Annotated in this window: 17 protein-coding genes; 15 read left to right on the forward strand and 2 right to left on the reverse strand. The window is 45.7% G+C overall.

Annotated elements, in window-relative coordinates; translation table 11 throughout:
- Window positions 1-3: 3 nt before the first annotated feature.
- A complete protein-coding gene (locus VNM22_05190; protein HWP46534.1) occupies window positions 4-1,317 on the forward strand; it encodes an APC family permease in 1,314 nt (437 codons plus the stop codon).
- On the opposite strand, the gene VNM22_05195 is transcribed toward VNM22_05190, so the two are convergent.
- A complete protein-coding gene (locus VNM22_05195) occupies window positions 1,304-1,594 on the reverse strand; it encodes a SelT/SelW/SelH family protein (GenBank protein ID HWP46535.1) in 291 nt (96 codons plus the stop codon). The genes VNM22_05190 and VNM22_05195 overlap by 14 nt on opposite strands.
- A 478-nt stretch (window positions 1,595-2,072) precedes the next feature.
- Between VNM22_05195 and VNM22_05200 the strand changes: the two genes are divergently transcribed.
- The 5 genes from VNM22_05200 (at window position 2,073) to VNM22_05220 (ending at window position 9,012) form a co-directional block, all read left to right on the forward strand.
- Window positions 2,073-3,707, forward strand: a complete 1,635-nt coding sequence (locus VNM22_05200) for a glycosyltransferase family 39 protein (protein HWP46536.1) — start codon at window positions 2,073-2,075, stop codon at window positions 3,705-3,707.
- Window positions 3,708-3,904: 197 nt separating this feature from the next.
- Entirely contained in the window at window positions 3,905-4,768 is an 864-nt protein-coding gene (locus tag VNM22_05205; protein HWP46537.1) for a formylglycine-generating enzyme family protein, read from the forward strand.
- 53 nt (window positions 4,769-4,821) lie between these two features.
- Window positions 4,822-5,997, forward strand: coding sequence for a P1 family peptidase (locus VNM22_05210; GenBank protein HWP46538.1), 1,176 nt, complete (start codon window positions 4,822-4,824; stop codon window positions 5,995-5,997).
- 301 nt (window positions 5,998-6,298) lie between these two features.
- The gene (locus VNM22_05215; GenBank protein HWP46539.1) at window positions 6,299-6,514 is read left to right on the forward strand and encodes a hypothetical protein; all 216 of its coding nucleotides are present in this window, start codon (window positions 6,299-6,301) and stop codon (window positions 6,512-6,514) included.
- 587 nt (window positions 6,515-7,101) lie between these two features.
- Window positions 7,102-9,012 (forward strand): hypothetical protein, encoded by a 1,911-nt coding sequence (locus VNM22_05220; GenBank protein HWP46540.1) that lies wholly within the window; start codon window positions 7,102-7,104, stop codon window positions 9,010-9,012.
- A gap of 89 nt (window positions 9,013-9,101) precedes the next feature.
- Here VNM22_05220 and nrfD read toward each other — a convergent pair whose 3' ends face one another.
- Entirely contained in the window at window positions 9,102-10,490 is a 1,389-nt protein-coding gene (gene nrfD / locus VNM22_05225; protein HWP46541.1) for an NrfD/PsrC family molybdoenzyme membrane anchor subunit, read from the reverse strand.
- Between the two features lie 935 nt (window positions 10,491-11,425).
- Here nrfD and VNM22_05230 point away from each other — a divergent pair.
- The 9 genes from VNM22_05230 (at window position 11,426) to VNM22_05270 (ending at window position 19,967) form a co-directional block, all read left to right on the forward strand.
- Window positions 11,426-12,469, forward strand: coding sequence for an adenosine deaminase (locus tag VNM22_05230; GenBank protein ID HWP46542.1), 1,044 nt, complete (start codon window positions 11,426-11,428; stop codon window positions 12,467-12,469).
- 3 nt (window positions 12,470-12,472) lie between these two features.
- Complete coding sequence (locus VNM22_05235) at window positions 12,473-12,637, forward strand: hypothetical protein (GenBank protein ID HWP46543.1); 165 nt, start codon at window positions 12,473-12,475, stop codon at window positions 12,635-12,637.
- The gene (locus VNM22_05240; protein HWP46544.1) at window positions 12,615-13,178 is read left to right on the forward strand and encodes a DNA-3-methyladenine glycosylase I; all 564 of its coding nucleotides are present in this window, start codon (window positions 12,615-12,617) and stop codon (window positions 13,176-13,178) included. Before VNM22_05235 ends, VNM22_05240 begins: the two co-directional genes overlap by 23 nt.
- Before the next feature lie 102 nt (window positions 13,179-13,280).
- Window positions 13,281-14,108 carry an amidohydrolase family protein gene (locus tag VNM22_05245; protein ID HWP46545.1) on the forward strand — a complete coding sequence of 276 codons (828 nt, stop codon included), beginning with the start codon at window positions 13,281-13,283 and terminating at the stop codon, window positions 14,106-14,108.
- A gap of 308 nt (window positions 14,109-14,416) precedes the next feature.
- Window positions 14,417-15,574 carry an acyl-CoA dehydrogenase family protein gene (locus VNM22_05250; GenBank protein ID HWP46546.1) on the forward strand — a complete coding sequence of 386 codons (1,158 nt, stop codon included), beginning with the start codon at window positions 14,417-14,419 and terminating at the stop codon, window positions 15,572-15,574.
- 38 nt (window positions 15,575-15,612) lie between these two features.
- Window positions 15,613-16,464, forward strand: a complete 852-nt coding sequence (locus VNM22_05255; GenBank protein HWP46547.1) for a PhnD/SsuA/transferrin family substrate-binding protein — start codon at window positions 15,613-15,615, stop codon at window positions 16,462-16,464.
- Between the two features lie 34 nt (window positions 16,465-16,498).
- A complete protein-coding gene (locus VNM22_05260; GenBank protein HWP46548.1) occupies window positions 16,499-17,632 on the forward strand; it encodes a transglutaminase-like domain-containing protein in 1,134 nt (377 codons plus the stop codon).
- Between the two features lie 249 nt (window positions 17,633-17,881).
- Window positions 17,882-18,382 (forward strand): thiol peroxidase, encoded by a 501-nt coding sequence (gene tpx, locus VNM22_05265; GenBank protein HWP46549.1) that lies wholly within the window; start codon window positions 17,882-17,884, stop codon window positions 18,380-18,382.
- Between the two features lie 304 nt (window positions 18,383-18,686).
- Complete coding sequence (locus VNM22_05270; GenBank protein ID HWP46550.1) at window positions 18,687-19,967, forward strand: hypothetical protein; 1,281 nt, start codon at window positions 18,687-18,689, stop codon at window positions 19,965-19,967.
- Window positions 19,968-20,073 lie beyond the last annotated feature (106 nt).

Here is a 20,073-nt window from a genome sequence, read left to right on the forward strand (position 1 = left end):
TCTATGCTCCAACTCAAACGAGAACTGGGAATTTGGGGGGCCATCCTCATGGGTCTGGGTTCCATGGTTGGGACGGGAGTATTCGTGAGTATTGGTATTGCGGCAGGAATTGCCGGCCCATCGGTAATTCTGGCGGTCATATTGGCCGCAGGGGTAGCCCTCTGTAATGGATTGAGTAGTGCCCAGCTTGCTGCCAGCCATCCGGTCAGCGGAGGTACCTATGAATATGGCTATAAATACCTTACTCCCTGGTTGGGCTTTACAGCAGGTTGGATGTTTTTACTGGCTAAATCTACCTCTGCGGCAACCGCAGCTTTGGGTTTTGCCGGTTACTTGCTAAACTTTCTGGGTGTTTCGCGAGAATTTTTAATCCCCAGCGCTCTGATGGCCGTAATTCTCTTTGTTGGGATCGTCCTGGGTGGCATTCAACGCTCCCATCTTGCCAACCTCTTCATCGTGACAACGACCCTCTTTTCTCTGGTTTTCTTTGTAATGGTCGGTCTACCCCTGGTCATCTCCGGCGGTTTTATGAATCTTACCCCTTTCTTCAAAACCTCTGGAGAAGGAAGTGGCCCCCTGGCCGCGCTATTCCATGCTACTGCCTTGATGTTTGTTGCCTATACAGGGTATGGACGGATTGCCACATTAGGTGAGGAGGTTCACAACCCCATCCATACAATTCCCAGAGCCATTATAGCCACTATGCTGATCACCATGGGGCTATACACCGCAGTGGCACTGGTGGGTGTTGGCACCGTAGGAGCCGAAAAATTGAGTGTGGCGGCCAACACCCAGGTAGCGCCCCTGGCAGTTGCTGCACGGCAATTCAAAGTACCTTTCAGCTCTCAGATTCTGGCCATTGGAGCTATGACGGCGATGCTGGGTGTCCTCCTCAATCTCATCCTGGGTCTGTCCCGTGTACTTCTGGCTATGGGTCGTCGCCGGGACATGCCCACCTCACTGGCACGCCTTAATAAAGCCCAAACAACACCCTACTGGGCCGTATTGGTGGTTGGCTTTGTCATTGCAGGACTGGTGCTTATCGGTAACGTCAAAACAACCTGGTCGTTCAGCGCCTTTACAGTTCTGATTTACTATGCCCTTACCAATTTAGCCGCCCTACGCCTTTCAGCAGAGCAAAGACTTTATCCACCCTGGATATCAGGCTTAGGTCTGATAGCCTGTCTTTTTTTGGCCTTCTGGGTGGAACGACAAACCTGGCTCGTCGGACTGGGGCTGATTTTCGGTGGTCTCCTCTGGCATGCTCTGGCCAGATGGATAATCCCCTTTCCCCGGCAAACCATTAGCACGGACTGAAACGATCTGAATGCCCCAGATCTTTACCCGGGGCAACACGATCACGAATCCGTTGTTTCAGTTCTTTTAGGTCGGGAAAGCGTCCCTGATCTTTACGTGACCAGACGGTTTCCCCGTCCACCCGTACCTCGAAAATACCCCCGGTCCCCGGAATCAAGGCAACCTCTCCCAATTCTGTCTCAAACGTCGTCAGGAGTTCTTGAGCCATCCAGGCCGCACGTAGGAGCCAGCGGCACCGGGTACAGTATTCAATCTCTATGCGGGGTCGATTTTTCATGACTCGATTATCGGACCTGGGATCTAGACACCCCCTTGCCCCCCTATGCGTCAGGTTAAGCTGAAAAGCCCCATTAGGGGATTCGGAAATTCAGAATTTCTTCAAGCTTTGTAGCTGTTAAACAGGTCGCCCCGCCGAGGCTAACCCTCTTATCCTGGCACGTAGACCCCTTGCCTCCTCCAGGGGGATTTAGAAAGTTGCTCACCCCATTCCCCCCTGGAGGGAATCTTTCAAGGGAATCTTTTTTACTAACCTGGCCCTCTTCCTGCATCGGGAAAGGGGAACTCGGGGATTGCCTAGGTCTCAATGCTCCCTCTTCCCTGGAAGGGAAGAGGAGTCAAAAGGGTTATCGTATAATGAGATCCAATCTAATGGAGGCCATACTTAAAAACATAAAAAATCTTCCACTAATCCTTGACACAGGCGAATAGAACCTATTATGTAATAGTAGAGTCTGTTTTTACCGAAGTTTAAAGAATTGCGGCGATTTTCTTTAAAATCTCTTACAACTTCCAGGTTTACAACCTTTCGAGATCTTCCTCATCGATCCGATAGAAGATTTATATCCTTATCCCGGAGTCTGAAGGACAAATATCGAACAAGCAGACACCTACAGGTCATTCTGATATTAGTTTTTATTTTTGTTAATCTTATTCTGTATATCAACCGGGTTCCTTTATTCCACGAAGAGCCAAGAAGGGCTATCATTGCCCAGGAAATGATCCTAACCGGAGACTATATCATTCCAAAAGTTTATCAAGAATTTTATCATAAAAAACCTCCTCTACATAACTGGCTAATGGTGGCTGTTTCCATCAGAGATGGGATTGTTTCAAATTTTAATGCCCGGATAGTCTCTGTGGCTTCTCTACTGTTGGTGGGTATAACCGTTTACCTCCTTTTGTTACGAATTTCCGTTGATATGGCCTTTGTTGCTTTTGTTGTGTCGGTGACCAATTATTCAATGTTATATGAGTATGGAAACAAAGCAGAGCCTGAAATCCTGCAAGTTTTGTTCACCTGGCTGGCCTATTTTTTCTATATTAAAAATCCTGCTGATATAAGATATATTATGATCTCTTCGGTATGTATGGGGTTGGGAATTCTAACCAAGGGGGTATCACCCTTATTTTTCTATCCCGGCCTGATCCTTCACGCTCTATTGAATCCGGAGATCAGGATTAAAAGATTAAAGTCTTTATTTTTTCATTTGCTGTTCTCGTCAATACTTCCATTAACCTGGGTCGTATTATATTATTTTCGCACCGATAGCCATAGCTTTATAAATGGATTTTTATTCGAGGTGGGAGGGAGAGCAAAGGGAAATTTTAAGAAATTTTTATCTTATCTGCTGATTTATCCCTGGGAGGTTTTGGCAGCTTTACTACCCTGGTCCTTGGTTCTATTTTTTACCTTCAAAAAGGAGAAAATCAAAAACGAGGTTTACGAATCCAGTTTCCTGATCTTTGCCAGTTCGTTTTTAATTTTCATGATAATTGCCGGTAGTAGAAGCAGGCATCTGATGCCGGCATTTCCGTTTTTTGCTGTCGTAGCCGCCTTTCATATAAACCCTCCTAAGCCCTTAAACCAAACATTTAGTCGACTGTCTTTTTGGATTTTCTCAGGAGTGTGTTTATCGGCAGGAATTTACTTTTTGAGAGGGAGTTTTTATGTTAATGGGGTTGTCTTTTTTCTATTAGCCATTATCTCCAGTTTAATATCCCGAAGACAGTACCGGATTCTGGATTACATTCTTATCCTTTCCCTCCTTTACCTGGTCGCTTATGAAAATGGGATTTATTTTCATAGGATAGAAACGCGTCCAGATTATAAAGATACGGCGGGTCTTCTTGTTAAAGACCTTGATAAAAACAAACCTATAGTGATTGATAACGAGGTAGTCCATATGCGCCTGGCTTTAGATATTGAAAGAACCATCAGAAAGCCGATTTATTCCAGGCGTAGTGCAAATTTTGGTGACTATTATCTGATAGCAGGGCCTCAGTCCTTGAATCCTTATTGTAGAGAGCTATCCCGGATAAATTATCCGAAAGAGATCTTACAAATAGTTTCGGTTTCTGTAGCCCATTGTAACAAAAAAAATATTCCATAAGATGGGTCTTGCTTCACCTTGCCGGGTAAAATTTGAAGTGGATATTCCGACCCTTTTAGTTGCAAAGAGGGGGCTATTACTATAACTTACAGGTAGTGTCTAAAACTACCCGGGATAGTCAATTTAATTGAGAATGTCTTATTCAAAATTAGATGGAAAAAGGTAACAGGATGAAAGGATCCTGGTGGAAGGGAAAAATGCGTTTCAACGCAATAACTGAAGTTCTAAGAAGGGGGATTCCTGGAAGGGAAAAAATCGTTGGATACTTTCTCTATCCCATGATGTTTCTTAGTTTTATCGTGGGACTTATTTTTTCACAGGACGGGCTTTTTGCCTCTCCAACGTCCTCAACTCCTGGGGAATTTACAAACAGTATTGGCATGGAGTTTGTGTTAATTCCAGCAGGTAGTTTTTTAATGGGTGCCGATAAGAGTCGAGAAGAGGAAGCAACACGGGAAGAAATGCCTCAGCACAGGGTAACGATCAGTAAGGCATTTTACATGGGCAAATATGAGGTCACTCAGGAGCAATGGGTTGCCGTCATGGGAAAGAATCCGAGTAGATTTGAAAATCCTAAAAATCCGGTGGAGAGCGTTTCCTGGCCCGATGTTCAGGAGTTTATCGACCGGCTGAATGCCCGGGAAGGTGGAAAGCACTATCGCCTGCCGACAGAAGCGGAGTGGGAGTATGCCGTGCGAGCGGGAACTACAACCAAGTATTTTTTTGGGGATGATAAAGAGCTGTTAGCCCAGTATGGCTGGTATGCGAAAAACTCTGGAAATCGAACCCATCCGGTGGGTCAGCTCAAACCTAATCCCTGGGGTCTTTACGATGTATATGGGAACGTATGGGAATGGTTACAGGACCTGTATGATGAGAATTATTATCAATACAGTCCGGATATAGATCCACCGGGACCGTCTGAAGGTATAAATCGGGCGGTTCGTGGGGGTGGTTGGAACGTTATCGCACGGTTCTGTCGATCCGCAAACCGGGATTGGTATGCTCCGGATAATCGTCTTGGTCGACTGGGTTTTCGTTTAGTGCGGACGATGGAGTAATTCGGGTTCTTTGATCCTGTCCAACGTAACCTGATTCGAGAGGAATTAGACCTGTGCCAAAAATCCTAAGCTTATTTCTTGTCTTGTTCCTGGTTCTCCACACTATGTCGGTTCAGGGCAAACCCCGGGCCCGGGATCTGGGGATTCCGTTTGAAGGAACGCCAGGACCGTTCAATGCTATTACCGATGTGAAAGGGGTAGAGGTTGGACATACGACTCTCATCTTCGGTCATGGAAAACTCCAGGTGGGAGTTGGGCCTGTTCGAACAGGGGTTACTGCCATATTGCCCAGGGGCAAAAAATCCAAAGATCCGGCCTTTGCAGGCTGGTTCTCGCTGAACGGTAATGGAGAGATGACGGGAACTACCTGGGTGGAGGAATCCGGCTTTTTAGAGGGTCCGGTTATGCTCACCAATACCCATAGTGTGGGAGTCGTTCGAGATGCTGTTATAGCATGGCAGATAAAGAATGGTCTGCTGTTTCAACCCTTTTCTTATCCGGTGGTAGCTGAAACCTATGATGGTTTTTTAAATGATATTAACGGATTTCACATTCGGAGGGAGCATGTATGGGCAGCTCTGGAAAATTCCAGATCGGGAGAGGTCTTGGAGGGGAATGTCGGCGGAGGTACCGGAATGATTTGCTACGGGTTCAAAGGGGGTATTGGGACAGCCTCGAGAAAACTTAGCGAACAATCCGGTACTTACACATTAGGTGTGCTGGTACAGGCCAATTTTGGTCGCAGGGATCAACTTCGAATTGCAGGAGTTCCGGTCGGTCTTGAGATTAACGAAGATCCACCTTATGCTCCCAAGGAAGCTCATCTGATTCCTGAAATCGACGGTTCCATCATTGTGGTTGTTGCAACAGACGCACCTCTATTACCCCATCAATTGAAACGGATTGCTCGACGGGTATCTCTGGGCATTGCGCGAACTGGAGGGGTAGCTCTGAATAGCTCGGGGGATCTTTTTATCGCCTTTTCAACGGCAAATCCTGGAATTGCTGGCTCTGAAGGGGTTGCACCCTTAAGGATGCTTCCAAACCAACAACTGAATCCTTTCTTTGAAGCAACGGTGCAGGCAACCGAAGAAGCAATTATCAATGCCTTAATTGCTGCAGAAACCATGGTAGGAGTTGACGATCATAAAGTAATCGCTATTCCCCAGGATCGTCTGAGAGAAGTAATGGGAAAATATAATCGTTTAAAGGAACCGAACCAAGAATAGATTCTTGGTTCGATAGTCTGAAGGGAAAGAAGTTGGTACCTCACCGGAGCAAACCCTTCAAATCTTCAGTGAAACCCTCAGTCAACGTCCACCGATCGTTGCTCCGATAACCCTGGAACCCGGTGAAGCCCTTTTCTGGTCCTGGCGAACCCATACGGATCCCTTTTGGTTTCGTAGTGTTCTACCCCGTGTAGAACGTCGCCGCCATATTCGTAAATACGCAGAGGGAGAGCTTGGCCCGGATAAAAGCTTTTACTTCCGAGGCCCTGGGGGAAAACTTAATTTACGCGCCCAAAATCTCGTGCTTTTCATCCAACTGGCAGAAAGAGTCGATGATACCACTTGGCTCTACCATCTCCAAAGAGGAGATTATTCCCGCTGGTTCCGGGAGGCAATCAAAGACGAAGATCTTGCAACCGAAGTTAGCCACATCGAGGAACAAACCAACCTTTCTCCTCAGGAAAGTCGTCATCTGATCAAAGCAGCTATTGAGAAACGCTATACGACCCCCGCCTGATCTCATCCAAAATCTTTCCCTTCCTTTCCAATTAACTCCAACGGTTTTGGAATGGTTATAGACTTTCCTTCTTTAACAAAGAATTTAAATCCTAAACCATCATCCAATTTTCTTTGACACTTTGGAAGATACCTGCTAAGGTCAGATTAATATCCTGATGCCCATTCGTTATGAAAAGATTACCTGCTTGCGTAAGGGTGATCCTTGTAATTACCCCTGAATAGGGTAGCCAGAAGTAGAGCTACCCTCAGGGTTTATACGGTGTTTCAATGGGAAAATGGTATCATTCCATATAAAAATGTTGCTGGATGTTTAGGAACAACCTGTGGAGTCGCCCTTAGAGAAAGTAGCTATTAGATAGCGTAGCAACTGGAAGTTGTCCCTACCACTCTACAACATTTCAAGTAGAAATAGGATTAGCCTGCCTCTTTGAAAAATCCCGTTGAGGAGTTAACTCATCCCCTACTGCCGTGTTTCTAATTTTAGAAGATAAAAAACCTGAAGGATATTCAGGATAATTCAAAACCTCGAATAAATCCAATCTTGTCGTAGGTTAAACAACCTATAGACCTAAAGAAGGAGGACCTATGAAATACTTTTTTATGCTATGGGCGCAAAAGCCCCGCTTACGAAGTTTACTGGTTTCCACCCTGGGGATGGTCCTGGTAGGGCTGCTTCTATCCCCGTATGGCTGGGCCGAAAATCCAACAGGTTATATTCCCTCTTTTAAGGCCCGGGTGACGGCCTTATGGTTTTTTGAAAGTGGGGCCACCGCACCACCTCTCAAAGAAAGGAACTATGATATTCGTTTTGGAGATTCAGAGGCACGATTCATTTTTTGGGAGCTGAATCTTGAACATCCAGCCCCGGGTCGTCAGGTTAACCTTGCCATCGAGGCTTTCTGGTACCGTCCCGATGGAAGTCTTCTTAGAAAACAGGTTCTAAAGACTTCTATAGAACCCAATTGGACCTGGTCTTATCAAACCTTTGGTTATGGCTGGGATGAGCCGGGACATTGGGAAGCCGGTTCTTATCATGTAGATTTGTATGTGGAAGGGAATATGATCGCCAGGGGTTCGTTCAAAATATCTAAGACAAAAGATTTCGGCTTCCTGGACAATATCAGTAAAAAAATGTTCGATGAAGATACCAGTAAAAAAATGCTTGATACCTCAACACCCACGAATCTTATCCCATCTATTAAAGCCAAAGTAACTTCTTTAAAATTTTTTGAGAGCGGTTATGATATGACTCCCCATAAGGAGAGAGTTTATAGGGATCGTTTTGCAAAGTCAGATACCAGGTACATTTTTTGGGAACTTAATCTTGAACATCCGGCTCCGGGTCGCTGGGTTAATTTGCCCCTTGAAGTTTTCTGGTACCGTATGGATACTAATCCTATTACGCTCGTTAAACGGCAGGTTCATCAAACCTCCCTCCAGTCTGACTGGACCTGGTCTTATCATAATAACGGTTATGGTTGGGATGAGCCTGATCGCTGGGAGGCCGGCTCTTATCAGGTGGATATATTTGTTGAGGAAACGAAAGTTGCAAGTGGTACCTTTGAAATTTATGGGGCAGGTCCCTCCACCGGAAAGGTTACAGACAAGACCCCAGAACCTGAAAGCCCGGCAACTTATATTCCTTCCCTTCGGGCTACAGTAAATTCGTTGCAGTTCTTCGAGAGTGGTAAAGAAGTACCTCCCTATGGGCAAAGGGCTTATGAACATCGCTTTGCCAAATCAAAGGCCCGACTCATTAATTGGGAATTACTCCTGGATTGGGAACCTACGCCTCCTACTCAGAAACCTGTAACGGACTTTACCATTAAATCTATCTGGTATCGTCCAGATGGCAGTGTTCTTACAAGACAACCAAAAGAAGCGCATCGAGATGCCGACTGGACCCAATCTTACCATCTCCTAGGTTATGGTTGGGAGAATCCTGGGAACTGGGAGCCTGGCTCTTATCGGGTAGACTTATATATCGAGGGGAAGAAGGTAGCCGGTGGCTCATTTGAAATTTATGAGGATTATTCGGCTCCGACTCATTCGGATCTTGGGGAGGAAGCTAAGAAGGCAAAGGAAAAAAATGAATCCAAAATTACGTGGTTCAGAGATCTCAATAAAGCCCTGGAAGCTGTTTTTCTTCTGGAAAAACCTCTTGTGATTATGTTCTCGGGGGGAATGAATGTGGATGGAATTATCTATGATGATAAAATGGTTGCTCTGGCCGATAAAGCGGTATTTCTCGTTGTGGATTCTGGAACGGTGACGGGTACGAAGAACACGCAAGCAGAAAGGATTGAAAAGCTCTTTGGAGTCCAGGGAACATATCCCCAGGTTCTCCTGGCAAGGGTCTACTTCGACAAAGGGCCAGATACCTCCCTAAAGTGGCAAGAAAAGCCGGGAGATGATCCGGTATGGTTCAAAGTGTTAGGATACTCAAAGGAACAGGGCGGCTATCTCGAAAAAATCGTATCGTGGCTGGGTAAGTAATAGTAAAAACCCAAAGTAGGGCGAAATGATGTCTCGCCCTACTTTGGGCAGGTTTAAGAAAGGGGGGGTTTTGAAAGAGTTTCTTGGCATTAATCTTCAATATAATCGGCCAGTTCCCTCACCTCTGCCTGGGGTAGAAGCGTTCGCATTTCAAAGATAGAAATCATGGGGAGGAATCGAATAAATAGAAACAGCAGGGCAAGAAATAAGCCGATGGTTCCTATAAAGGTTACTACATCCCATACAGTGGGATAGTACATGTCCCAGGATGAGGGGAGGAAATCTCGATGTAAACTTGTAATAACAATAACAAAGCGCTCCAACCACATCCCCGTATTGACGATAAGTGCAATGATAAAGAGTCCCCACACACTTGTTCTCACCCGTTTAAACCAAAGTACCTGGGGTACGACTACATTGCATGCCATAAGGGCCCAATAAAATGGGGCATAGGGTCCATAGATCCGGTTGAGAATCAGATACTCTTCGTAACGGTTCCCACTGTACCACGCCATGAAAGTCTCCATCAGATATCCGTAAGCGACCATGAGTCCGGTGGCCAGGAGGATTTTCGCCATATTCTGGAGGTGCCGTAAGGTAATGAAATCTTCAAGTCCATAGACGGCCCGAAGGGGAATGGCCAGGGTTAGCACCATAGCAAAACCGGAATAAATGGCCCCTGCGACAAAATAAGGGGGAAAAATCGTTGCATGCCAGCCTGGAAGGATGGATATGGAAAAGTCAAAACTGACAACGGTATGAACCGAAACCACCAGAGGCGTGGCTAATCCGGCGAGTAAAAGATACGCAGTCTCGTAACGGTGCCAGTGTCTGGCAGAACCCCGCCAGCCCATGGCCAAAACACCATAAATAATTTGACCCAGGCGGCTTTGCGCCCGGTCGCGTAGAGTGGCTAAGTCCGGGATTAATCCAACATACCAAAATAACAGCGATACAGTAAAGTAAGTCAGGACGGCAAATACATCCCATACCAGGGGGCTTCGAAACTGGGGTTGAATCCCCATGGTGTTTGGATAGGGAAGTAGCCAATAGAAGAACCAGGGCCGTCCAAGATGAAGAAGCGGGAAGAGGCCTGCACAGGCCACTGCAAACAACGTCATCGCTTCAGCAAAGCGGTTGATAGAGGTCCGCCATTCTTGCCTCAACAGTAATAAAATAGCCGATATCAAAGTTCCGGCATGACCGATTCCAATCCACCAGACAAAATTAACAATGGCAAAACCCCAGGCAACGGGAATATTTATACCCCAGATTCCAACTCCCTTTATCAGGAGATAGCCGGTTGCGAACATCAGTAGCATAACGATCATAAACGATAGCCCGAAACCCACATACCAACCCCAGGAAACTTTACGGGTTAATACAATGGAGCTGATTTTATCTGTGATGGATTCAAAGGTATATCCCGGCTGGATGACCGGAGGAGGCCCAACAGATTCCCGTGTTTGTTTGTGCATGCGTTCCGCCTTCATGATGGTCAGAGATGGATAATTAGTAAGCAGAAATTTTCTTTATCGACCTCTGATTCTGCCTTACTATTTATCCTTCAACAACTCCTGTAAAACCATTTCTGATTGAATAGGCCGCGTAAACCTCTCAGAGGAGTGACCGGCCCATCACTCCTCTTCTTGAATACTACCTTGTAAAGTTTAAACCTCAGCTCTACCCCCCCCCAGCCCCATACGCGCTAGGTTAAGCTGAAAAGTCCCGTCAGGGGCGAGCTGTCGGTAGCCCCCGACACAAGTCGGGGGATCCAGTCATTCAGAATTTTTTCAAGCTCCGGAGGAGCGGCCTGTGAAACAGGTCCCCCCATCGGGACTAACCTTCTTATCCTGGTGCATAGGCCCCAACCCCCTGTCCTGAAGCCTCGGAAGAGAGGGCGCTTAGGGGGTTGATTTAGAGATTTGCCGGCGCCCTTCTCCCACAAGGGGAGAGGGGCCGGAGGTGAGAGCAGAGAACTATATAGAATTAACTTCACAAGATACTCCATTACACTCCTTAAAAAACTATCCTGCTTCTTTTACTCTTCTGTCAAGGATTTATCCAAACTTGAAATATTATACTTCGGTTTTATTAAATTTTTAATATATTGTGAAAATCTATTCTCCTTGTAAGAAGAGGATAATTTCAACTTTATGGTAATAAGACAACCCCCCAGGTTTTATCCATTTTGAGTTATTTTGGATCTTTAGAATTTAACTTCGGAGCAGTTTGTTAAGGGAACCCTAAGGACTTAAGAAAAAAAGATTGAAAGAGAGAGATTCCACTCTTCATTTTATTCATATAAAGAAGTAAATAGATTTAATAAAGCTAAAGTCAGAATGGCGTTCAGATAAAAATCTCTTTGCGGAGCATCGATAATCTTAGGCGGATGAATAAGGAGGTGCACAGAGTGAAATCATTTATTCATGATATTCCAAAGGCAGAACTACATATTCATATTGAAGGCTCGTTGGAGCCTGAGCTCATGTTTGAGATTGCGAATCGGAATGGATTATCACTTCCATTTAACTCTGTGGAAGAAGTGCGTAAGGCTTATGAATTTACAAATCTCCAATCATTTTTAGATATTTATTATCAAGGCCTGCAGGTTCTACGCTTCGAGGAAGATTTTTACGACCTGACCTGGGCTTATATGAAAAAGGCACGAGCTCAGAATGTTCGGCATACAGAAATATTTTTTGATCCTCAGGCTCATACCCGTAGGGGAGTATCTTTTGAAACAGTTGTGATGGGAATCCATGATGCTTTGGTCGATGCCCGTCAACAGTTAGACGTTTCCTCTAAGCTCATTATGTGTTTTCTACGGCATCTTAGTGAAGAAGCTGCTATGGAAACCCTACGGCAGGCGTTACCTTTCAAGAACTGGATCGTAGGGGTTGGGCTTGATTCATCGGAAGTAGGACATCCACCGGAGAAATTCACCCGGGTATTTGAGAAGGCGCGGGAAGAAGGATTCTTGACCGTTGCCCATGCCGGTGAAGAAGGACCGGCGGATTATATCTGGCAGGCGTTGAAGAAACTTAAGGTATCCCGGATCGATCACGGAGTTCGATGTATAGAAGACCCAAAATTAGTAGAGAAGCTTGTAGCCGAGCAGATACCTCTGACCGTCTGTCCCCTTTCCAATGTTAAACTTCGGGTCTTTAATAGCCTCCAGGAACACAATCTCAAGCAGTTGCTGGAGTTGGGACTCTGTGTGACCGTAAACTCTGACGATCCGGCTTACTTTGGGGGTTATATAGAAGAGAATTTCCTGGCCGTACAAAAAGCTTTAAACCTGGATCAAAATCATATTTATCGCCTGGTAAGAAACTCTTTCAAGGCCTCTTTTCTGGATCAAAGGGAAAAGCAAAACCTGCTCGCCGAGCTGGAAAGTTTTATGTCAAAATTTAAACAAAGAAGTTTGGGGAGAGAGGGTGAAGGAAATCTCTAAGGGATGGAGGATGCTTCTGCAGAGACAGGCGTTCCAACCACTTTCCAACAAAGGGAGAAATATAAAGAGCTTTATCGTCCTGGGATGTTACGGTTTATTTTCTTAGAAGAACATCCGTTATTTACTCAGGTGGATAGAATTTATCATGAAACGTTGTCCATGGGCTAAAACAGAATGGTATATAGCTTATCATGATAAAGAGTGGGGTGTACCGGTGCATGATGACAGGATCTTATTTGAGTTTCTAATTTTAGAAGGTATGCAGGCTGGATTGAGTTGGGAAACTATCTTAAAAAAACGTGATACCTATGGTATGGCTTTTGACCGTTTCGATCCACGTATCATAGCCGGGTACGATATCCATAAAGTCAACGAACTTCTTGCCAATCCGGGTATTGTTCGTAATCGGCTCAAGATCATGGCTGCCATTCAAAATGCTAAAGCATTCCTTGCCGTGCAGAGGGAGTTTAACAGCTTTGACGCCTATATTTGGCGATTTGTAAACGGAAAGCCCAAACAGAATAGCTGGAAAACGCTCCAGGAGATTCCGGCCCGAACACCCGAATCTGAGGCATTAAGCAAAGATTTAATACGTCGTGGCTTCAAATTTGTCGGTTCAACCATCTGCTACGCTTTTATGCAAGCTGTGGGAATGGTCAATGATCACCTGGTAGATTGCTTTCGGTATACGGAAATAGCGAGACTTTAAATCCGGACAAATCTCAAATCGAGAAGACAGATACAGATTAACCTATATGATTTTTAAAATTCCTTTTAATTCCCTTTTAGTTATGGGATCAGGAGGAGGCCTATGATACTTGTAGATACCCATGCCCATATCTATTCTGAAGATACGACGCAGTATCCTCAAATTCCAGAACCCTATTTACCACCCCCCGGTCGAGGAACCCTTGAAGATTTAAGGAACGAGATGCGTACGAGTGGGGTGGATCGGGTGGTGGTTGTGCAAACCTTCACCGCTTATGGCCATGACAATCGTTTGATTCTTGACACTGTACGGGATAACCGGTCCTGGATGACAGGGGTTGTGAACGTTGATCCCTTCGATGTTCACTCCCTGGATATTTTGGAACAGGCCCTTTCTGTGGGAGTACGGGGTAATAGGGTATCCCAGGGATGGCCCACAGACGGTTCGGTACTTGCCGGGCATCGCCGATTATGGGAAGCGGCCAGGCGATTGAAGATGGTGGTGTGTGCTTTACTTAATCCACCGAATCTTCGATCTCTGGCCAGTCTACTCAATGAATTCCCGGATGTACCGGTTGTGCTGGATCATTGTGCAAACCTGAAAGCTTCTGACCACCCGCAGTCGGAATATCTACAAAAGGTTCTGGATTTAGCCCGATTCGAAAATTTGTATGCGAAGTTATCATTTGTCGTTATGGGATCGGAACAAGAGTTTCCTTGCCGGGATATGTTCGAGATGACACGACAGATCATCGATGCCTATACGCCGGAGCGGTGTATGTGGGGGAGTGATTTTCCAACTTCACTCTGGATTCCTAAGGTTACTTATCAACAGCACCTTGAAATCTTTCAAATTCATTTGGGATTATCTGAATCAGAAAAAGCTGCCATTTTGGGAGAGACGGCTTTGAAATTATGGTTTAAGGATTGATTTTTGCCTTGAAAATCTTCTCTCGGTCTTTGTAAATCAAACTTTGCTTTATCTGGCATAGAAAAAAGCTTAAGCTATCGCCCCTGCCGGATAGAAATTATCTATTGGCCCCTGTTGAGATCCTTCTATTAATTTAGATTAAACAGGAACCCTCAGAGAAATCATTATTAAATCCTTTAAGATTTTCCGTTTGTCCTTTCCACGGATCATTTTGCCTTTGAGGGAAAGGATCTCTCCTAAAGGGTTGATAACCTGGGGAGAATGGGAAAAGGCACAGGGTATCCTTTCCCTTACAAGCCTTGGATTTTATGTATGCCTTAAATGAGCATCAAACGCGAATTGTAGAAAAAGCTAAAAAGCTTGGGCAAGAGGTGTTAGACAAATATGCCCGGGAAGTAGATGAAAAAGGGCGTTTTCCCAAAGAAAGTATTAAAGCCTTACAGGAAGCAGGTTTCATGGGACTTATTGTACCGACTTCTTATGGGGGGTGGGGAGAAGGTCCAAAAACCTTTGCGGCGGTGGTAGATATTCTGGCTCAATATTGTGGTTCCACCGCCATGGTTTATCTTATGCACATTTGTGGTACGGCGGCCATTCAAGCTTATCCACCTGTCCAGGGAGATCAAATTTTAAGGGACATTGTGGCCGGTCGCCATTTGACGACCCTGGCCTTTAGCGAAAAAGGGTCTCGGAGTCATTTCTGGGTCCCGGTCAGTCAGGCCCGTCAGAATGGGTCGACTCATATTGTTAGTTGTGAGAAGTCCTGGGTAACCAGTGCTTCCCAAGCCGATAGTTATATCCTATCTACCAAAGCTCCCGACGCTAAAGGGCCCATGGAATGGAATATGTACTTTGTACCTACGACCACTCCCGGCATTAAGGTAGAAGGTCCCTGGGATGGGTTGGGATTGAGGGGTAATGATAGCGCACCGGTGACCCTTCAAAACACTTCTATTCCGGTCGATCAAAGGGTTTGTGAACCGGGTACGGGTTTTAATGCTGCTTTTCAACATGTACTTCCCTGGTTCCAGATTGGAAATGCAGCCATTTCGGTAGGCCTTGCAGAAGCAGCCCTTCAATCCAGTATCCAGCACGCAATACAAACTCGATTTCAACACCTGGAAACCAACCTGGCCAGCCTTCCCAACATACGAGCCAATCTGGCTAAAATGCGAATGGAAGTGGATGCCTGTCGGGCTCTTGTAGATAAGGTGGCGGAGAAAATGGAAAAACCGGATGCAACAACCCTTCTGGGAGTTTTGGAATGTAAGGCGGCCTGTAATGAAATGGCCTTACGGGTCACCGAATTGGCCATGCGGACCTGTGGGGGTGCGGCCTTCAGCAAGCATCTCACAGTAGAGAGAAATTTTCGGGATAGTCGGGCCGGAGCCGTCATGGCGCCTACCTCCGATATTCTTTATGATTTTATAGGAAAAGCCCTGGTTGGTATGGATCTATTTGCATAGGCTGAGGTTGGAGATTTAGAGATCGAAGAAGTCTCTCAATGCTCAAGCCTCCAGCTTCTCTTCCCTTTATGAGTCGTCAGAAATCTATTATAGTAGGCGCAGTGGCCTACGACCCCAAAGTTGTAACCATCTGGGAGATTATAAAAAAATACTTCGGAGACTCCGGAGTTCCCCTAGACTATGTTTTGTACAGTAACTATGAGAGTCTGGTGGAAGCCCTCGTCCAGCGACATATCCATATTGCCTGGAATTCTCCCTTAGCCTGGGTTCGAACCCAAATGTTAACCAAAGGTGCCTGTAAAGCCCTGGCCATGAGGGATACGGATCAAAACTTAACCTCCAAAATTTATACACGGATAGATACAGGTATTCAGACCCTGGCAGATCTAAAAGGTAAAACCCTGGCCCTTGGAGCCATAGATTCCCCTCAGGCTTCTATCCTTCCCCTCCATTATCTCAGCAAGCAGGGCATAGATATTCAAAAGGATATTAAGATCCTCCGCTTTAACTGGATGGTCGGTAAACATGGAGACCATATCGGAGGTGAAGAGGAAGCTCTGAAGGCCGTACAACGGGGAGAAGCCGATGCAGGGGCCATGCTCGATCTTAACTGGATTCGATTTGCCAATGAGGGAAAGTTGGATACCACCCGGCTTAAGATCCTTGCCTCTACAGAGCCCTTTGATCATTGCAATTTCACCGCTTTAGAAGACTTTGATCCAGAACTCGAAAAACAATGGACAGAGACCCTTTTCAAAATGGATTATAACAACCCGGAACATCGATACATGATGGATCTGGAAGGTCTTAAAGAATGGAGACCTGCCCGAACTCACCTTTACAAAAATCTGACCGAAGCAGTTCGGGAACAGAAACTTTATGAAGATTAACGCTTAATCCATAAAAAAAGGAGGAATGAAAAGAATGAAACAATTAACTGGACTGTTTATTTATTATTTATCTGTAATTATGGTACCCCTCGTTTCCTTCCTGGTAATAACCGGTTCAAAAGCAGAGGCGAGTAACTCCACATCTGATTTAAAGCCTAAGCAGGCCTCCTTTGCCATCAAAAATGAATTTGTAATTCAGGTTCCCCCAGAAGCAAAGGTTGTGCGGGCCTGGTTTACCGTTCCTCAGGAGGATGCCTACTCAGAAATCAAAGATTTCCTTGTAGAATCGGATTATCCCGTTCAATATCATAAGGATTCCCAGGGTAACAAAGTAGGTTATTTAGAGGTTCAAGCCCCTCAGCAGAAGGAAATTGTTATTCGGGAGCGGTTTAGCTTAACCCGTACCGAAATTAGGAACAATCTTCAACCCACCGCTACCCGTCCGCTCAACGAGAAAGAGCATGTAGAACTGGCCGAATACCTTAAACCCGCTACCCATATTATTATTAATGATCAAATAAAAGCACTTGCCAGGCAAATCGCAGGAGATGAAGAAAATCCTGTTATCATAGCCCGCAAGCTCTATGACTGGACCATCGAGAATATCGACTATTGGGTCAAAGACCCTGATAACCTTAAGGCTTCTGCCTTTGGTGATACCGAGTATTGTCTGACGACCAAAACCGGAAATTGCACGGATTTTCACTCGCTATATGCCTCCCTGGGACGATCCCTGGGTATTCCCGTCCAGTTGGTTTACGGTTCTTTACTTAAGCCCACCCTTAACGGGGTTGAAGTCGATGGAAGCTATCACTGTTGGGTTGAATTTTACGCACCTAATTTGGGTTGGATTCCCCTCGATGCTGCTATTGCCGATATTTATGCCGGGGATATCAAACTCACAGAAAAAAATGCGAAATTGGTGGAATTGACTACGGCTATCGGCTACCATGGCCCAGACCCCAACATAGTGAATTATTATTTTGGAAACCTGGACGAACGGCGTGTGGTATGGTCCAAGGGTCGTGATCTTATTATGTCTCCGCCACAGGACGGTGGTCCGGTCAATGCCCTCTCTAAAATTTATGTGGAAGTGGATGGTAAAGAATACAAAGATTGGACTCGCCTTTTTACTTATCAGGAATTAAATAAAAATAGTCAAAATTAAGGAGTCTTCCATCTTGACCTTTAACCCATCCAGACTTAAGATTCTTTATCCTGGAAGCAGGTTTGGAACCTGCCCCCGGTTTATAAAACGCAAAGGAATATCATATCCTTTCCCCCCCCCCTCCCTCTCCCCTCACCCCCAGTTCCCCCTCTCCGTAGGGGCGGGAGGCCTCCCGCCCCTACACAGGAGAGGGGGAACTGGGGGGGCCGGGGGGATGGAGGTGAGGGGGTATCAGCAAAGGAGGTAACAATGGCTTCAGTTACTTTTAAAGGCAATCCGGTTACACTGGTTGGCAATGAAGTAAAAGTCGGTCAAACGGCTCCGGATTTTAAAGTCCAGAAAGCAGATCTGAGTGATTATACATTGAATAGCTCTTCCGGTAAAACCCGGATCATCGCATCGGTTCCCTCATTGGACACACCGGTCTGTGATATGGAAACTAAGCGGTTCAATGAAGAAGCGGCCAAAATACCTAATGTAGAAATCGTATGTGTGAGTATGGATTTGCCCTTCGCTCAAAAACGCTGGTGTGGTGCAACGAATGTCGATAAAGTTATTACCGTCAGTGATCATCGGGAAGCCTCCTTTGGTAAGAATTATGGGGTCTTAATCAGTGGAGGGCCACTGGATCGTTTGCTGGCACGGGCTGTTTTTGTAATCGGCCCCGATAACAAGGTTAAGTATGTGGAGTACGTAAAGGATATCACCGAACAGCCTAATTATGAAGCAGTTCTGGCAGCAGCCAGGTAATCTCCCTGCTAAATTCAGTTCACACCCACATCTTCCCTTAATACCGTATAGGTATATACAGAAAATACCTGTTCTCTAGAAGCAAAGTGCAAGAAGCTTCTAGAGAACATATCGATGGTAACTAAAATTCTTGATTCCTCTGGAAGGATGGTTCTTGAATCCTTTAATCCGACCCCTGCCAGGATTATCGGTTGGGATAAAACGGTCCATCTTTCTGGAATTGTTAGATTTGTATAGAATTCCCTATTGTTTTCTTGGAGGTTTGCATTTATTTTGAACTATTCCCCTTTAAGGAAGGTCAGGCATGATGAATTCAAAGGTAAAAGAATCCAGGATTCCGGATATAATTTGTGAAGCCGGAGGTTTGGATATGGAAAGTGGGCTTTCGGTTTTGCTGAGGCGGTATTTAGATGCCATGAATCCCGGAGAGATTTTGGTTATACGGTCCCAGAATCCGATGGTGGAGCACGAAATAGGTCCCTGGTGTCGCTGGACGGGGCACAGTCTGTGTGAAAGCCAGAAAATTGGATCGTATAACGAGTATTGGATTCAAAGAGGAACGGCCACCACCTTAAACGTAACCGAAAAGCCTGACTGGGATCTTCATCCGAGGCGACAGAAAAATGGAAGTATCTCCATGGAAGACTGGGGAGTGGGTCGATTGGCCTTTGTACCCGAAGAAGCCCCCCAAACCGTTGGATTTGCTCCACGAGGAGCCGTTCGAGAGGAAGGTTTTCCAGGATATGGGTTTCGGATCAACAGAAAGGAAGAGGTCTGGAGTGAAGAGATTGCTGCGTTATACGAGCATGCAGCTCAAAATCAATGGAGTGCCGTAAAGGATATTCCCTGGGGAGATCTCAAACCGCTTCCAGAACTTTTAGAGCGGGCTGTCTGTCAGTTGATGACCTTTCTGGTCGAAAATGAGTATTCGGCCCTCTACGTTCCCGGCAAGTTTATATCCCGGATTAATCCCCAATTCACCGAGGTGGTATTATTCTTAGGCACCCAACTGGCTGATGAAGCCCGTCATATTGAGGTTTTTACTAAACGTGCTCTGGCTAATGGAGGGGGATTACAATATTCGGCGACTTCTACTCAAATGTCTCTCAAAACCCTCTATGATCAGGAGGATTTCACCACGGCTTCTTTTCTTTTAAGCGTATTAGGAGAAGGTACCTTTTTAGATCTTCTCTGGTTTATTGAGACCTATGCACCTGACCCGGTGACAGCCGAGATCCTGAGACGAGCCCGCCAGGATGAAAGCCGTCATGTCCGTTTTGGAATCACCCACCTGAAATTTTATCTCCAGCGAGATGCCACCCATTCTCAAAAGCTCTTACAAGCAGTGCAGGATCGGGCCGATTATATGAGATCCGTATCCGGTGTTAATCCCCTCGTACAGGATGCGTTGGTATTCCTGGCCGGAGGTGGAGAGAGTCCTGAGCAAATTCGAGCAGGTATGAAATATGTCCACCGGCTTTATCAACGTATGCACAAAAACCGAATCCACAGACTTCAATCTATCGGATTACCCCTTGATCAGGCTGAGAAGATATCTTTGCTTCATACTCCCAACTTTATGTAATGAAAGAATTTGGACCCTCACCCCTAACCCCTCTCCCAAGGCTTTGGGAGAGGGGGGACCAAGAGAAGAAATTTTAACATCTTATTCTCTCCTCTCCCACGCCATG

It is taken from the genome of Candidatus Limnocylindrales bacterium (assembly GCA_035559535.1).
Lineage (GTDB): Bacteria > Moduliflexota > Moduliflexia > Moduliflexales > JAUQPW01 > JAUQPW01.

Bases quoted from the DNA above. Each gene is read 5' to 3' on its own strand.
- VNM22_05250 (HWP46546.1), top strand. From the start codon at position 14,417: ATGTATGCCTTAAATGAGCATCAAACGCGAATTGTAGAAAAAGCTAAA.
- tpx (HWP46549.1), top strand. From the start codon at position 17,882: ATGGCTTCAGTTACTTTTAAAGGCAATCCGGTTACACTGGTTGGCAAT.
- VNM22_05220 (HWP46540.1), top strand. From the start codon at position 7,102: ATGAAATACTTTTTTATGCTATGGGCGCAAAAGCCCCGCTTACGAAGT.
- VNM22_05195 (HWP46535.1), bottom strand. From the start codon at position 1,594: ATGAAAAATCGACCCCGCATAGAGATTGAATACTGTACCCGGTGCCGC.
- VNM22_05205 (HWP46537.1), top strand. From the start codon at position 3,905: ATGCGTTTCAACGCAATAACTGAAGTTCTAAGAAGGGGGATTCCTGGA.
- VNM22_05255 (HWP46547.1), top strand. From the start codon at position 15,613: ATGCTCAAGCCTCCAGCTTCTCTTCCCTTTATGAGTCGTCAGAAATCT.
- VNM22_05235 (HWP46543.1), top strand. From the start codon at position 12,473: ATGGAGGATGCTTCTGCAGAGACAGGCGTTCCAACCACTTTCCAACAA.
- VNM22_05240 (HWP46544.1), top strand. From the start codon at position 12,615: ATGAAACGTTGTCCATGGGCTAAAACAGAATGGTATATAGCTTATCAT.
- VNM22_05245 (HWP46545.1), top strand. From the start codon at position 13,281: ATGATACTTGTAGATACCCATGCCCATATCTATTCTGAAGATACGACG.
- VNM22_05270 (HWP46550.1), top strand. From the start codon at position 18,687: ATGATGAATTCAAAGGTAAAAGAATCCAGGATTCCGGATATAATTTGT.
- VNM22_05260 (HWP46548.1), top strand. From the start codon at position 16,499: ATGAAACAATTAACTGGACTGTTTATTTATTATTTATCTGTAATTATG.
- VNM22_05190 (HWP46534.1), top strand. From the start codon at position 4: ATGCTCCAACTCAAACGAGAACTGGGAATTTGGGGGGCCATCCTCATG.
- nrfD (HWP46541.1), bottom strand. From the start codon at position 10,490: ATGCACAAACAAACACGGGAATCTGTTGGGCCTCCTCCGGTCATCCAG.